This window comes from Curtobacterium sp. MCBA15_004 (assembly GCF_001865055.2).
In the GTDB taxonomy this organism is placed as follows: domain Bacteria; phylum Actinomycetota; class Actinomycetes; order Actinomycetales; family Microbacteriaceae; genus Curtobacterium.
This window is the reverse complement of sequence record NZ_CP126266.1, coordinates 2,419,817-2,434,586: the sequence shown is the minus strand read 5'-3', so window position 1 is coordinate 2,434,586 and position 14,770 is coordinate 2,419,817. Positions and strand designations below refer to the sequence as shown.

15 protein-coding genes are annotated in these 14,770 nt (G+C 71.7%); 9 read left to right on the top strand and 6 right to left on the bottom strand.

Features of this window, described 5'->3' with window-relative positions; translation table 11 throughout:
- Window positions 1-89 precede the first annotated feature (89 nt).
- From ptsP to QOL16_RS11235, 9 genes are all read left to right on the top strand, one after another.
- Window positions 90-1,745, top strand: a complete 1,656-nt coding sequence (gene ptsP / locus QOL16_RS11275; RefSeq protein ID WP_071284665.1) for a phosphoenolpyruvate--protein phosphotransferase — start codon at window positions 90-92, stop codon at window positions 1,743-1,745.
- 88 nt (window positions 1,746-1,833) lie between these two features.
- Entirely contained in the window at window positions 1,834-3,387 is a 1,554-nt protein-coding gene (locus tag QOL16_RS11270; protein ID WP_065960367.1) for a PTS mannitol transporter subunit IICB, read from the top strand.
- Window positions 3,388-3,463: 76 nt separating this feature from the next.
- Window positions 3,464-3,901: a PTS sugar transporter subunit IIA gene (locus tag QOL16_RS11265; protein WP_031274425.1), complete on the top strand. Its 438-nt coding sequence runs from the start codon at window positions 3,464-3,466 to the stop codon at window positions 3,899-3,901.
- Complete coding sequence (locus QOL16_RS11260; protein WP_071284664.1) at window positions 3,898-5,055, top strand: mannitol-1-phosphate 5-dehydrogenase; 1,158 nt, start codon at window positions 3,898-3,900, stop codon at window positions 5,053-5,055. Before QOL16_RS11265 ends, QOL16_RS11260 begins: the two co-directional genes overlap by 4 nt.
- Window positions 5,056-5,238: 183 nt before the next feature.
- Window positions 5,239-6,171 (top strand): NADP-dependent oxidoreductase, encoded by a 933-nt coding sequence (locus QOL16_RS11255; RefSeq protein WP_071284663.1) that lies wholly within the window; start codon window positions 5,239-5,241, stop codon window positions 6,169-6,171.
- A gap of 131 nt (window positions 6,172-6,302) precedes the next feature.
- Window positions 6,303-7,079 (top strand): DUF805 domain-containing protein, encoded by a 777-nt coding sequence (locus QOL16_RS11250; protein ID WP_071284662.1) that lies wholly within the window; start codon window positions 6,303-6,305, stop codon window positions 7,077-7,079.
- Between the two features lie 64 nt (window positions 7,080-7,143).
- On the top strand, window positions 7,144-7,704 hold the full coding sequence (locus tag QOL16_RS11245; RefSeq protein ID WP_083395024.1) for a DUF805 domain-containing protein: 561 nt from the start codon (window positions 7,144-7,146) through the stop codon (window positions 7,702-7,704).
- The gene (locus QOL16_RS11240) at window positions 7,701-8,546 is read left to right on the top strand and encodes a DUF805 domain-containing protein (RefSeq protein WP_083395023.1); all 846 of its coding nucleotides are present in this window, start codon (window positions 7,701-7,703) and stop codon (window positions 8,544-8,546) included. Before QOL16_RS11245 ends, QOL16_RS11240 begins: the two co-directional genes overlap by 4 nt.
- A 151-nt stretch (window positions 8,547-8,697) precedes the next feature.
- On the top strand, window positions 8,698-8,973 hold the full coding sequence (locus tag QOL16_RS11235) for a DUF4190 domain-containing protein (protein WP_065960372.1): 276 nt from the start codon (window positions 8,698-8,700) through the stop codon (window positions 8,971-8,973).
- Window positions 8,974-9,054: 81 nt separating this feature from the next.
- Here QOL16_RS11235 and QOL16_RS11230 read toward each other — a convergent pair whose 3' ends face one another.
- From QOL16_RS11230 to QOL16_RS11205, 6 genes are all read right to left on the bottom strand, one after another.
- Entirely contained in the window at window positions 9,055-9,717 is a 663-nt protein-coding gene (locus QOL16_RS11230; protein WP_065960375.1) for a TNT domain-containing protein, read from the bottom strand.
- Window positions 9,718-9,781: 64 nt separating this feature from the next.
- Window positions 9,782-10,555: a succinate dehydrogenase iron-sulfur subunit gene (locus QOL16_RS11225; RefSeq protein WP_065960376.1), complete on the bottom strand. Its 774-nt coding sequence runs from the start codon at window positions 10,553-10,555 to the stop codon at window positions 9,782-9,784.
- On the bottom strand, window positions 10,555-12,348 hold the full coding sequence (sdhA, locus tag QOL16_RS11220) for a succinate dehydrogenase flavoprotein subunit (RefSeq protein WP_065960377.1): 1,794 nt from the start codon (window positions 12,346-12,348) through the stop codon (window positions 10,555-10,557). The genes QOL16_RS11225 and sdhA overlap by 1 nt, the downstream gene beginning before the upstream one ends.
- A 94-nt stretch (window positions 12,349-12,442) precedes the next feature.
- The gene (sdhD, locus tag QOL16_RS11215; RefSeq protein ID WP_071284661.1) at window positions 12,443-12,889 is read right to left on the bottom strand and encodes a succinate dehydrogenase, hydrophobic membrane anchor protein; all 447 of its coding nucleotides are present in this window, start codon (window positions 12,887-12,889) and stop codon (window positions 12,443-12,445) included.
- Between the two features lie 20 nt (window positions 12,890-12,909).
- On the bottom strand, window positions 12,910-13,359 hold the full coding sequence (gene sdhC / locus QOL16_RS11210) for a succinate dehydrogenase, cytochrome b556 subunit (RefSeq protein ID WP_083394065.1): 450 nt from the start codon (window positions 13,357-13,359) through the stop codon (window positions 12,910-12,912).
- 77 nt (window positions 13,360-13,436) lie between these two features.
- A complete protein-coding gene (locus tag QOL16_RS11205; protein ID WP_254780267.1) occupies window positions 13,437-14,675 on the bottom strand; it encodes a glycosyltransferase family 1 protein in 1,239 nt (412 codons plus the stop codon).
- Window positions 14,676-14,770 lie beyond the last annotated feature (95 nt).

Here is a 14,770-nt window from a genome sequence, read left to right as displayed (position 1 = left end):
TGCGTCCACGCCGCCGCGGTCGGGTTCCTTCTGATGCGCTGCGACGCGCACCCACCACCGCACCTCCGTGTGAGATGAAGGAGTCTCGAATGACCGAACTGCTCGGCACCGGCGTCGGCCGTGGCGTCGCCCACGGCCCCGTGCTCCGCATGGCGGACCCGCTCGGCGAACCGTCGACGGCACCGCTCGAGGGTTCGGCCGCGGATGCGAAGCAGGCGGTCCACGACGCACTCGCCGTCGTCGCGGACGACCTCAACAAGCGCGGGGCGCTCGCCGGTGGCGACGCCCAGGCCGTGCTCGAGGCGCAGGCGCTCATGGCGCAGGACCCGACCCTCCTCGACGACGTGCACGCCCGCATCGACGGTGGCACCAACCCCGAGCGTGCGGTGTTCGAGGCCTTCGGTCAGTTCCGCGACCTGCTCGTCGGCATGGGCGGCTACATGGGGGAGCGCGCGGCCGACCTCGACGACGTGGCCCAGCGCATCGTCGCCAAGCTCCGCGGCGTCCCGGCCCCCGGCGTCCCCGAGTCCGACACCCCCTTCGTGCTCGTCGCCCGCGACCTCGCACCGGCCGACACCGCCCTGCTCGACCTCGACAAGGTGCTCGCGCTCGTCAGCCGCGACGGCGGCCCGACCTCGCACACGGCGATCCTCGCCCGGGCGAAGGGCATCACGGCCATCGTCGGCGTCACCGGCGCGGACGCCCTCGCCGACGGCACGCACGTGGTCGTCGACGCCGCGGCCGGCACCGTCGTCACCGACCCGTCGGACGCGCTCGTCGCCGACGTCGACCAGCGCATCGCCGACCGCCTGGCCGCCGCGGCCGCACCGCTCACCGCCGGTGCCCTCGCCGACGGCCACACCGTCCCCCTCCTCGCGAACCTCGGCAGCCCCGCCGACGCCGCGGGAGCCGTCGCTCTCGGTGCGGAGGGCGTGGGGCTCTTCCGCACCGAGTTCCTCTTCCTCGACGCGCCGACCGCCCCGACCGTCGCGCAGCAGACCGAGTCGTACCGACAGCTGCTCGAGGCGTTCCCCGGCAAGAAGGTCGTCGTGCGCGCGCTCGACGCCGGCGCCGACAAGCCCCTGCCGTTCCTCACCGACAAGGACGAGGAGAACCCGGCGCTCGGCCGTCGCGGGCTGCGGGCCCTCCGCAACCACGAGGAGGTGCTGCGTGACCAGCTCACCGCCCTCGCGCAGGCCGACGCCCAGACCGAGGCCGACCTCTGGGTGATGGCCCCGATGGTCGCCGACGCCGAGGAGACCGAGTACTTCGTCGACCTGGCCCGTGAGCTCGGCATCCGCACCGCGGGTGTCATGGCCGAGGTGCCCTCGCTCGCGCTCATGGCCGAGCAGGTCTTCACGTCCGCCGACTTCGTGTCCATCGGCACGAACGACCTGACCCAGTACACGATGGCCGCCGACCGCATGCTCGGCACCGTCGCGAGCTACCAGGACCCGTGGCACCCGGCCGTCCTGCGCCTCGTCGCGCAGCTCGGCCAGGCCGGCCGCGACGCCGGCAAGCCCGTGGGCATCTGCGGCGAGGCCGCGGCCGACCCGCTGCTCGCCGTCGTCCTCGTCGGCCTCGGCGCCACCACCCTCTCCATGACCCCCGCGGCCCTGGCCGACGTGCGCGCCGAACTCGGCAAGCACACGCTCGACCAGGCCCGCGAGATGGCGACGGCGGCACTCGCCGCGAGCACCGCGGCGGCGGCCAAGACCGCCGCGGCTGCCGCGCACGCCGCCTAGCCGCAGCACCACCGCAGCACCCGACCCACCAGCAGCACCGCACCACCTCCCTCCACCACTGCAGCACCCATCACAGAAAGCCAGGCACATGACAACGTCGTCCGTTGCAGCGCCCGACGCTCCCGCGAAGTCGCGGGGTGGCGCACGCGTCGCCGTGCAGAAGTTCGGCACGTTCCTCTCCGGCATGGTGATGCCGAACATCGCGATCTTCATCGCGTGGGGCCTCATCACCGCGTTCTTCATCGAGACCGGCTGGACGCCCGTGGGCGTCCTCGGTGGCTTCGGGGAGACGAACGGGGTCGCGAACATCGGCCTCGTCAGCCCGATCCTGACGTACCTCATCCCGCTCGCGATCGCCTTCCAGGGCGGCCGCATGATCTACGAGACCCGCGGCGCCGTCGTCGGTTCGATCATGGCCATGGGCGTCATCATCGGCGCCAACGGCACGATCATGATCCTCGGCGCGATGATCTGCGGGCCCCTCGGCGCGTGGCTCATCAAGCAGATCGACAAGATCTGGGACGGCAAGATCAAGCCCGGCTTCGAGATGCTCGTGAACAACTACGCGGCCGGCATCCTCGGCTTCGTGCTCGCGCTCATCGGCTTCTTCTGGCTGGCGCCCCTGTTCAAGCTCATCGCGGAGGGCCTCGGCGCCGCCGTGAAGTTCCTCGTCGACAGCTCGCTCCTGCCGCTCGCGAGCGTCATCATCGAGCCCGCCAAGGTCTTCTTCCTCAACAACGCCATCAACCACGGCGTGCTCGACCAGCTCGGCGCGCAGCAGGTGCAGCAGTCCGGCAAGAGCATCCTGTTCCTGCTCGAGGCGAACCCCGGCCCCGGCCTCGGCATCCTGCTCGCCTTCACCTTCTTCGGTGTCGGCATCGCCCGCTCGACCGCCCCCGGCGCGATCCTCATCCAGTTCTTCGGCGGCATCCACGAGATCTACTTCCCGTACGTGCTGCAGAAGCCGGTGCTGTTCATCGCCGTGATCCTCGGTGGTGCCACGGGCGTCGCCACGAACGTCGCGTTCCAGTCCGGCCTCGTCGCCCCCGCGTCGCCCGGCTCGATCTTCGCGGTCCTCACCGCGACGGCGAAGGACAGTTTCGTCGGCGTCATCCTGTCGGTCGTGCTGTCCGCAGCGGTCTCGTTCGCGGTCGCGTCGTTCTTCCTGCTCGCCAGCCGCAAGCGCGACCTGGCGAACGGTGGCGGCGACATGTCCGCCGCGATGGCGAAGCTCCAGGCGAACAAGGGCCGCGACGTGAACGCCGCGACCTCGGGCCTGCTCGGCACCAACGCGCCGGCCACCGACGAGGAGGCCGAGGCCACGCTCGGCGGCGTCGGGTCGGCGACGACCACGGCGACCCGCGTGCAGAACGTCGTGTTCGCCTGCGACGCCGGCATGGGGTCGAGCGCGATGGGCGCCAGCGTCCTCCGCAACAAGGTGAAGAAGGCCGGCATCGAAGGGGTCACGGTCGTCAACAAGGCGATCGCGAACCTCGACGGCACCGAGGACCTCGTCATCACCCAGGAGGAGCTGACCGACCGGGCGAAGCAGAAGGTCCCGAACGCACAGCACGTGTCGGTCGGCAACTTCATGAACGCGCCGCAGTACGACCAGGTCGTCGACCAGCTCAAGAACCAGTAACACAGTGCAGTATCGGAGGGGACGGGTGCAGACCCGTCCCCTCCATCACGTTCCGCCAGAAGAAGGAGAACCCCCGATGCCCGTCCTGCAGGAGAGCCAGATCCGCATCCACACCGAGGACACCGCCCCGACCAAGTCGGAGGCGATGAAGGAGGCGGCCGAGATCCTCGAGGCGGCGGGCGCGGTCACGGCCGACTACTACCCGGCCATGCTCGAGCGCGAGAAGAGCGTCTCGACGTACATGGGCAACTTCCTCGCGATCCCGCACGGCACGAACGACGCGAAGGACGCCATCAAGTCGTCCGCGCTGTCGTTCATCCGCTACGCCACCCCGATCGACTGGGACGGCAACCCCGTGCGCTTCGTCGTCGGCATCGCGGGCGTGAACAACGAGCACCTCGACATCCTGTCCAAGATCGCGATCGTGTTCTCGGACGAGGACGAGGTCCAGAAGCTCACCGACGCCCCCGACACCGCCGCGATCCTCGCGATCCTCGGCGAGGTCAACGAGTGACCACCGGTACCGCGGTCCACTTCGGCGCCGGCAACATCGGCCGCGGTTTCGTCGGGCTCCTGCTCCACGAGGCCGGCTACGAGGTCGTCTTCGCCGACGTCGCCGCCCCGCTCATCGACGCCCTCGCCGCCGCCGACTCGTACACCGTGCACGAGGTCGGCCAGGGTGCGCAGGACCACGTCGTCACGGGCTTCCGTGCCGTGAACAGCGCGCAGGACGAGGACGGCGTGGTGGCCGAGGTCGCAGCGGCCGACGTCGTCACGTGCGCCGTCGGTCCGACGGTCCTGAAGTTCATCGCCCCGGTCATCGCCCGTGCCCTCGTGCAGCGCCCGGCCGACGCCGCGCCGCTCGCCGTGATGGCGTGCGAGAACGCGATCAACGCGACCGACCGGCTCCGCGAGTTCATCGTCGACGCGCTCCCCGCCGAGTCGCGCGACGAGGCACTCGCCAAGGCCGTGTTCGCGAACACCGCGGTCGACCGGATCGTCCCGGCCCAGCCCGAGGGCGGCGGCCTCGACGTCACGGTCGAGACCTACTTCGAGTGGGCGATCGACCGCACCCCGTTCGACGGCCACGAGCCGACGATCCCGGGTGCGCACTACGTCGACGGCCTCGCCGCGTCGATCGAGCGCAAGCTGTTCACGGTCAACACCGGCCACGCCACGGTGGCGTACCACGGCTTCCTCGCCGGGGCCGACAAGATCTCGGACGCGATCGCGATCCCGGCGGTGCGCTCGGCGCTCGAGTCGGTGCTCGCCGAGACGAGCGACCTGCTCGTCCGCCGCCACGAGCTCGACCCCGAGGTGCACCGCTCCTACGTCGAGGCGATCATCGGCCGGTTCGAGAACCCGCACCTGCCGGACACCGTGACCCGCGTCGGGCGTCAGCCGCTCCGCAAGCTGTCGCGCGACGAGCGCTTCGTCTCGCCCGCGGCCGCCCTCGCCGAGGACGGCACCGAGCCCACGGCGCTGCTGGATGCGATGGGCGCCGCCCTCCGCTTCGACGTCGCCGACGACGAGCAGAGCGTCGAGCTGCAGCAGCTGCTGCACTCGGACCGCGCGGACGCCGACGTCGCGAGCGAGATCACCGGACTCGACGCGCAGCACCCGCTGCACGCCGCGTTCGCCGAGCGGGTGCGCGCCGCGCGCGCCTGAGACGCGACCACCCCACGAGACGGGAGGCGCGGTGCCGGCCGGCACCGCGCCTCCCGTTCGTCCGTGGTCGCGCCCGTCGCGACCCGCAGTCGGGACGCGGGATGTCTGCGAGGCCGGCGGAGGCCACCGGATACCCGTGGCCGCGCTCGGCGGCCGCGTGGGGTCCGGCGTAGCGTCGACGGCATGGCGAAGCACTGGGTGGCACCGCGGTTCGGCGGCAGCGAGGTCCTGGAACTGGTCGACACCGAGGTCCCGGAACCCGGGCCCGGCGAGGTCACGATCGACGTCCGCGCCGCCGGCGTGAACCCCGCGGACACGAAGCACGTCCGGCAGGGCGACCCGGCGGACCTGCCGGTGCCGATCGGCTACGAGGTCGCCGGCGTGCTCAGCGCCGTCGGACCCCACACGGAGATCGCCTCCGGCGGGGGAGCGGTCGGCGACGAGGTCCTGGCGTTCCGCGTCTCGGGTGGCTGGGCGGAACGCATCACCGTGCCCGCCGCCGACGTCTTCGCCAAGCCCACCGCGCTCGGCTTCGCCGAGGCGGCCAACCTGCTCCTCGCCGCGACCACCGCCGCCGACATGATCCGCGTCACGCGTGCGGAGGGACGCGACACGGTGGTCGTGCACGGCGCGTCCGGTGCGGTCGGCGTGAGCCTGCTGCAGCTGCTCCGCCCGCTCGGCACGCGCGTGATCGGCACCGCCTCCGAGCGCAACGCCGACACCGTCCGACGCTTCGGTGGCGAGTGGGTCGCGTACGGCGACGGACTGGAGGCACGCATCCGTGACCGCGCACCCGACGGTGTCGACGTGGCACTGGACTGCGTCGGGACCGACGAGGCCGTCGACGTCTCGCTCGCCCTGGTCGCGGACCGCAGCCGCATCGTCACGATCGCGGCCCCCGGCCGCGCGCAGTCCGACGGCATCCGTGCCGTCGGCGGCGCGCAGCCCGAGAGCGCTGCGTTCCGGGACTCGGTGCGCCAGCGCCTGATCGACCTCGCCGGGGCCGGGGAGCTCGAGGTTCCGGTGGCACGGACCTTCCCGCTCGCCGAGGCCCTCGCCGCGGCGCACCTGCTCGAGTCGCAGCACCCGGGCGGGAAGCTCGCGCTGCTGCCCTGAGGCCGGGGACTCCGGGCCCCCGAGATCCCCGGCGCTCGCGCGTCCGCCGCGCGTCCTCCGTGCGAGGGACGCCCGCGGAGCCCAGAGCCTGCCAGACTGCGGGGGACAGTCACCACTCGGGAGGGACAGCAGTGAGCAACCAGGATCCGTACGGCGGGCAGCAGCCCGGAGGACAGGACCACTCGGGCGCGGGGGCGCAGCGGCCGGACGGGCAGCAGCCGTACGGGCAGCAGCCGTACGGACAGCAGGGCTCCGCGCCGGACCCGTACGCGAAGCCGCAGGCCGGGCAGCAGCCGTACGGCCAGGCGCCGTACGGCCAGCCGCAGCAGCCGTACGGGCAGGCACCGTCCGGGCAGGCGCCCTACGGCCAGCCGCAGCAGCCGTACGGGCAGGCACCGTACGGGCAGCAGCCCTCTGGCGGGCAGGCACCGTACGGCCAGGCTCCGTACGGCCAGGCACCGCAGTACGGGCAGGCCGCCGTGCCCCGCGGTGCCACCGCGACCGAGCCGCCGATCTGGGCGCCCTGGTACGGCATCCCGTTCCCGCAGGCGTTCCGCCGGTTCTGGAAGAAGTACGCGCGGTTCGACGGGCGAGCCAGCCGCAGCGAGTTCTGGTTCTGGGCGCTCTGGTACGCGATCGGCTCGTTCGCGATCGGGTTCGTGGGCGGGATCTTCGACGCGGCGCCGGGCCTGTCGAACGTCAACGACGGCCTGACGACCCTCTGGGCGCTCGCCTGCGCCGTGGGGTTCATCGCGCTGACCATGCGACGCCTGCACGACGTCAACCTCTCCGGGTACTTCACCCTGTTCTTCATCATCCCGCCGATCGGGGTGCTCTTCGCGCTCATCGTCGGCTTCCTCGCGACCGACCCGCAGGGACAGCGGTTCGACCGGCCCGACCGCATGTGACGCCCGGATCGGCGGATCTGGTTGACTCGTGGGGTACACAGGACCACACCACGAGGGGGACCACATGACCTACCAGCAACCCGATCCGCCGTACGGGACCGCGCAGCAGCCGGCCGGCGGCCACGGCCAGTTCGGCGCCGGCAACGTGACCGGTGCCGGCGGGGAGCCGCCGCTCTGGGCGCCGCGACACGGTGCCTCGTTCGGGCAGGCGGTCGGCCGGTTCTTCCGCAAGTACGCCACGTTCAGCGGTCGCGCGAGCCGCAGCGAGTTCTGGTGGGCGTACCTGGTCGTGGCAGCCGTGCCGACGATCCTCGTGACGATCGCACTGGTCTACCGCTTCTCGACCATCCAGTACGACACCGTCGACTTCGGTGACGGCCAGGTCTACCGCAGCCCGAACGCGCCGGGGCCGCTCTTCTTCGTGCTCATGGCCCTCCCGGCCCTGTGGTGGCTCGCGACGATCGTGCCCACGCTGGCGCTCGGCTGGCGGCGTCTGCACGACGCCAACCTGCCCGGCGCGCTGTACCTCATCGCGGTGTTCGTCGGCATCGTCGGCATCGTGTTCGGTCTGCTGCCGTCGAACCCCGAGGGTGCGCGGTACGACCGCCCGGGGGCCGCACGATGACCGACGACCGCACGCCGCGGTGGGGGCAGCCGGACGGCCAGCAGCCGGAGGGCCAGCAGCCGGACGGCCAGCAGCCGGACGGCCAGACCCCGCAGTCCGGCCAGCCGCAGCAGCCGCCGCAGCCGAACGGCCAGGCTCCGCATTACGGGCAGCAGCCGTACGGCCAGGCCCCGCAGCCCGGCCAGCAGCCGTACGGTCAGCAGTCGTACGGCCAGCAGCCGTACGGGCAGCAGCCGTACGGCCAGGTCCCGCAGTACGGGCAGCAGCCGTACGGACAGCAGCCGTACCCGCAGTTCGTCCCGTCCGGCCCGATCCCGCGCGACGCGAGCGGCGCCCCGCCCCTCTGGGCCCCCTGGTACGGCATCGGCTTCCTCGACGCCGTGACCCGCTTCTTCAAGAAGTACGCCCGGTTCGACGGTCGCGCCAGCCGCAGTGAGTTCTGGTACTGGGTCCTGGCGAACGCGATCGTCTCGACGATCCTGCTCGGCGGCTACATCGCCGGCGTCATCGCGTGGGCCGCATCCTCGGCGACGACGGTCGACGAGTACGGCAACACGACGACGAACGGGTCGGTCCCGGTCGTCGCCCTCCTGTTCCTCGCGCTGTACGGCCTGTGGTGGCTCGCGACGATCGTGCCCACCTTCGCGCTCGGCTGGCGACGGGTGCACGACGCGAACCTCGCCGGGCCGTTCTGGCTCATCTCGCTCGTGACCGGCATCGCGGGCATCGTCTTCGGTGCGCTCGAGTCGAACCCGGCCGGGGCGCAGTACGACCGTCCCGACGGACCGCCCCCGGGCGCGTACGACGGCGGCCACGACGCTGCGGGGCTCCCGAAGGCCTGACCCGGACCACGACCAGCGACACAGCGGGGCGCGGTGCCCGAGACCGACCGGAGTGGTCGGCCGGACGCCGCGCCCCGCTGCCGCTATGGTGATGGCGACCGGCCACCCGGACCGGCCTGCAGCACACACACAGCTCCCGAGGGGGAACCCCATGACCACCGCCCAGCCGTACAAGCCCGCCGCACCGGCATCCGACCGTTACAGCGTCCTCGCGATCGTCGGGTTCATCCTGGCGTTCCTCGTGAACATCGCCGGGCTCGTCGTGAGCATCATCGCGCTCACGCAGATCAAGCGCACGGGTGAGCGTGGCCGTGGCCTCGCGCTCGCCGGCATCATCATCAGCGCCCTGTCGTTGGTCATCTCGATCATCTCGATGATCGTGCTCTTCTCGGCAGCGGCGTCGATGCAGGGCACGACCGGCTACTGAGCCCGACCGTTCCCGCACGACGAAGCGGCCCGTCCTCAGGGGGCGGGCCGCTTCGTCGTGGTGCGGTGGGACGTCGGGCGGTCAGACCACCCGCAGCCGGACCAGGGAGCCGTCCACGACCAGGTCGCGCACCGTGACCGACGGGTCCGCCGTCGCGAACCGGAGCGCGCCTCCCGGCTGGTCGAACCAGGGCTGCACGAAGCGCACCTCGACCAGGAAGGGCCGCTCGACGACGTAGCGGTGCACCTCGGGCGCCGCCGCGACGTGCGGCGGCAGGGAACGCTGGGGGAGCGGGGTGTCGAGCGGGTGCAGGAGGTACCCGTCCGGGCCGCCCACGCGGTCGACCGGGACGCCGGCCGGCACCTGGATGCGGAGGCCCTCGTCGCCGGCCTGGGCGACCTGCTGCGCGAGCTGCGGGTAGGTCGTCGCCGCGCGGTCGCGGAGGCCGTCGAGCTCGTGCCGGGGGATGTCCCGCGGTGCGGGGAACGGCCGGTTCAGGAAGCGACGCAGCATCTCGACCGCGTCGGCCTCTCCCCGCGCGGTCGCGAGGCGTCGGGCGGTGCCGTAGTCCACGACCTCGAGCGCGAAGTCGCCGGACCCCGCGGCCCCCGCGTCGTCCTGCGCCGGGGTGATCCGCAGCGCGCCCTCCACCGGCGGCTCGTGCAGTTGCTCACCGGGGAGCTGCACGTAGCGCACGGTGTAGCCGAGCTGGTCGAGGATGGGGCGGGTCTCCGCGAACGTCATGCGCGCGAGCCTACCGGTCGGGTCCCGGCCGTCCGCCGAGACCGTGCCGCGTGCGCTGCCACGGTCACGCGCCGCCACGCATGATCGCCTGCTTGACCTCGGAGATCGCCTTCGTCACCTGGATGCCACGGGGGCAGGCGTCGGTGCAGTTGAAGGTCGTGCGGCAGCGCCACACGCCCTCCTTGTCGTTGAGGATGTCGAGGCGGACGTTCGCGGCGTCGTCGCGCGAGTCGAAGATGAAGCGGTGCGCGTTCACGATCGCGGCCGGCCCGAAGTACTGGCCGTCGGTCCAGAACACCGGGCACGACGAGGTGCACGCGGCGCAGAGGATGCACTTGGTGGTGTCGTCGAAGCGGGCGCGGTCGGCGACGGACTGCACGCGCTCCTTGCCCTTCTCCGGCTTGCTGTTCGCCTGCAGGAACGGCTGGACCTCGCGGAAGGACTGGAAGAACGGCTCCATGTCCACGACCAGGTCCTTCTCGAGCGGCAGGCCCTTGATCGCCTCGACGTAGATCGGCTTCGACACGTCGAGGTCCTTGATCAGCGTCTTGCACGCCAGGCGGTTGCGGCCGTTGATGCGCATGGCGTCCGAACCGCACACGCCGTGCGCGCAGGAGCGGCGGAAGGTCAGCGACCCGTCCTGCTCCCACTTGATCTTGTGCAGCGCGTCGAGGATGCGGTCCGTCGGGAGCATCATGACGTCGAAGTCCTGCCAGCGCGGCTCGTCGTCGACGTCCGGGTCGAACCGCCGCACGATGACCGTGACGGGGAACGATCCGGGAGGGGCGTCCTGCACGGTGTCGGTGCGGGGCGCGTCGGAGACCAGGGTGTCGGTCATCAGTACTTCCTCTCCATCGGCTCGTAGCGCGTCATGACGACGGGCTTCCAGTCGAGCGTGATGTGGTCGTCGGCGAGGGACGAGTGCGGGTCGCCCGTCAGGTACGCCATGGTGTGCTGCATGTAGTTCTCGTCGTCGCGCTTCGGGAAGTCGTCGCGCATGTGGCCCCCGCGGCTCTCCTTGCGGTTCCGGGCGGAGAACACGACGACCTCGGCGAGGTCGAGCAGGAAGCCGAGCTCGACGGCCTCGAGCAGGTCGGTGTTGAAGCGCTTGCCCTTGTCCTGGACGGCGACGTTGCGGAAGCGCTCGCGCAGGGTGTGGATCGTCTCGGTCATCTTGCCGAGCGACTCGTCGGTGCGGAACACCTGGGCGTTCTTGTCCATCTCCTCCTGCAGTTCCTTGCGCAGGACGGCGATGCGCTCGGTGCCGGTCGAGGCACGGAGCTGGTCGAGCATGTCGCGGACGCCGGCGGCCGGGTCCTCGGGGAGGGGGAGGAAGTCGGCGGTCTGCACGTAGGCGGCGGCGTTGTTGCCGGAGCGCTTGCCGAACACGTTGATGTCGAGCAGCGAGTTCGTGCCGAGACGGTTCGAGCCGTGCACCGAGACGCACGCGCACTCGCCGGCGGCGTACAGGCCGGGCACGACGGTCGTGTTGTCGTACAGGACCTCGGCGTTGGTGTTGGTCGGGATGCCGCCCATCGCGTAGTGGGCGGTCGGCATCACGGGCACCGGCTCGACCACCGGGTCGACACCGAGGTACGTCCGCGCGAACTCGGTGATGTCCGGCAGCTTCGTCTCGAGCACCTCGGCACCGAGGTGCGTGCAGTCGAGCAGCACGTAGTCCTTGTTCGGTCCGGCGCCGCGGCCCTCGGCGACCTCCTGGACCATGCAGCGCGCCACGATGTCGCGCGGCGCGAGGTCCTTGATGGTCGGGGCGTAGCGCTCCATGAAGCGCTCGCCCGAGGCGTTGCGGAGGATGGCGCCCTCGCCACGGGCACCCTCGGTGAGGAGGATGCCGAGGCCGGCCAGGCCGGTCGGGTGGAACTGGAAGAACTCCATGTCCTCGAGCGGCAGGCCCTTGCGCCAGACGATGCCGACGCCGTCGCCGGTCAGCGTGTGCGCGTTCGAGGTCGTCTTGTACATCTTGCCGAAGCCGCCGGTCGCGAAGACGACGGCCTTGGCGTGGAACACGTGCAGTTCACCGGTCGCGAGCTCGTACGCCACGACGCCGGCCGGCTGCTCACGGGTGACGCCGTCGTCGCCAGTGACCTCGACCATGACGAGGTCGAGCGCGTAGAACTCGTTGTGGAACTCGACGCCGAGCTTCACGCAGTTCTGGAACAGCGTCTGCAGGATCATGTGGCCGGTGCGGTCAGCGGCGTAGCAGGCCCGGCGGACCGGGGCCTTGCCGTGGTCGCGGGTGTGGCCGCCGAAACGGCGCTGGTCGATCTTGCCCTCGGGCGTGCGGTTGAACGGCAGGCCCATGTTCTCGAGGTCGATGACGGCGTCGATCGCCTCCTTCGCCAGGATCTCGGCGGCGTCCTGGTCGACGAGGTAGTCGCCGCCCTTGACCGTGTCGAAGGTGTGCCACTCCCACGAGTCCTCTTCCACGTTGGCGAGCGCCGCGGCCATGCCGCCCTGCGCCGCACCGGTGTGGGACCGGGTCGGGTACAGCTTCGAGATGACGGCCGTCTTCGCCTTCGGGCCCGCCTCGATCGCGGCACGCATGCCCGCGCCGCCCGCGCCGATGATGACGATGTCGTGCTGGTGGTGGTGAACGGTGGTCTCGGTCACTGGGGCCTTTCCGGGGTGGAGATGTCGCGCGTCGGGGTGCGTCGCGCGGCGTTCGTGCTCGTGGGACGTGCTGCGTCGGGCCGCGGCGGGAGGGCTACTGCGCGGGGCAGAACGAGGGCAGGTCCGCTGCGGCGGCGCCCGCGGGGCACGGGTCGAACGTCCAGCAGACGAGCAGGCCGAGGACGACCAGCGCGACGCAGGCGATGGCGACCGCGAGCAGGAGGGTCTTCCGGATGCCCGGCTTGGCGACGTAGTCGTTGATGATCGTCCGCATGCCGTTCGAGCCGTGGACGAGCGCCAGGACGAGCATCAGGGAATCCCACACCTGCCAGAACGGGCTCGCCCACTTGCCGGCGACGAAGGCGAAGTCGATCTGCTTGACGCCCTCGCCCGCGACCATGTTCACGAAGAGGTGGCCGAAGATGAGCACGACGAGCAAGACACCCGACCCGCGCATGTAGATCCACCCCCACTTCTCCCAGTTGGTGGTGCGGCGTGCTGCGGCGGCGGAGCGCGGTGGCTCGACGGTCTGCGTGGTCATCTTCTGGTCCGTCCCTTCGCCTACTGGAAGTCCGCGACGAGGTTCATGAGCTGGCGCGGGAGGAAGCCCGCGATGAGGATCGCCCACACGACCAGGACGACCCAGAACATGGTGCGCTGGTACTTCGGGCCCTTCGACCAGAAGTCGACCGCGATGATCCGAAGACCGTTGAGGGCGTGGAAGACGATCGCCATGACGAGGGCGATCTCACCGATGTTCATGATCGGCGTCTTGTACGTGCCGATGACCGCGTTGTAGGCCTCGGGCGACAGGCGCACCAGTGCGGTGTCGAGGATGTGCACGAGCAGGAAGAAGTAGATCGCGACACCGGTGATCCGGTGGAGCACCCACGACCACATCCCCGTGGACCCGCGGTACAGCGTTCCTTCGAGCTTCCGAGATGCGCGAGGCGCCTCGATCGTCACCCGCGGTTCGGCGGTCGCCGTCCCGCTCGCGGTCTGCTCGGCCATGAGCAAGTCCTCCCATAGGACGGGCTCGGCGATCGGCGAGCCCTTGCCGTTCGTGTTCGTGTGGAACACGACCCATCCTATGCGCGTGCGCTGACCTTCTCGTCCCACCCGGCCCGCGCGGTGCGCGAGACCGCGGGCGGCGCGCCGATCGTGCGGGCGCTGTCGTGGTGCGCGAGGAGCTGGTCGCCGACCGTCTCCCAGGTCGTGCCCTCGACGCGGAGGCGTCCGGCCGAGCCCATCCGCGCGGCGGTCGCGGGGTCGCCCACGAGCCCGAGCACGGCGCGTCGGAGCGCCTGTGGGACGTCCGGGTCGTAGAGCTCCCCGTCGAGCCCGGGCGCCACGAGGTCGAGCGGGCCGCCCGCAGCCGGGGCCACCACCGGGAGCCCGGTCGCGTGCGCCTCCTGCAGGGTCTGGCCGAACGTCTCCGCCGGACCGGTGTGCACGAACACGTCGAGCATCGCGTACGCGTCGGCCAGCGCCTCCCCGCGGAGCGGCCCCGTGAACGTGACGTCGAGGTGCCGGAGCCGCCGCTCGAGGGACGCGCGCGAGGGCCCGCCGCCCGCCACCACCACCCGGATGCCGGGCACCCCGCCGAGCTCGGCGAGCCGCTCGACCTCCTTCTCCGGCGCGAGCCGCCCGACGTAGCCGACGATCGTCTCGCCGCCCGGGGCGATGCGGCGTCGCGCCGCCCGCACGGCGTCCGACCGGCGGCGGTCCGGGTGGAACAGCGTCGTGTCGACGCCGCGGCCCCACCGCGCGACCCGCGGCACGCCGTCCTCGGCGAGCATCGCCGCGGTCGCGCTCGACGGGGCGAGCGTCAGCGAGGCCCCGGCGTGGATGCGGCCGAGGATCCTGCGCACCAGCGGGACGGTCGCGGTCAGGCCGTTGCGGCGGGCGAACCCGGCCACGTCGGTCTGGAAGACGGCGACGGAGGGGATGCCGAGCCTCCCGGCCGCCGTGATGGCGCGCCCACCCAACAGGAACGGACTCGCGGCGTGGAGCACGTCGGCGCCGGAGGCGGCGAGGATCGTGTCGAGCACGGGGTGGGGGAGGGCGACCGGGAACTGGCGGTACGCCACCGCCGGGACGCGGTGCACGTCGAAGGAGCGGTACCGCTCGAGCTGCGTCCTCGAGCGGAACTGCGCGAGTCCGGGGGTGTCCGGCGCGATGACGACCGCGCGGTGTCCGCGGCGTTCCAGGTGGTCGAGGACCGCGAGGACGCTGGTGGTCACGCCGTTGAGGGTGGGCAGGAAGCTCTCGGTCACGACGGCGACGGTCCGCTGGACCGTGTCGCGCTCCACGCTGCGTGCGTTCATGGCACGGCCCATGCTGCGGCGCGTCCGTGACCGGGCGGGGCGGCGCGCGTGAACGCGCGGCAGGCAGGAGGTGAACAGCGGCCGGGAGGCGCGGT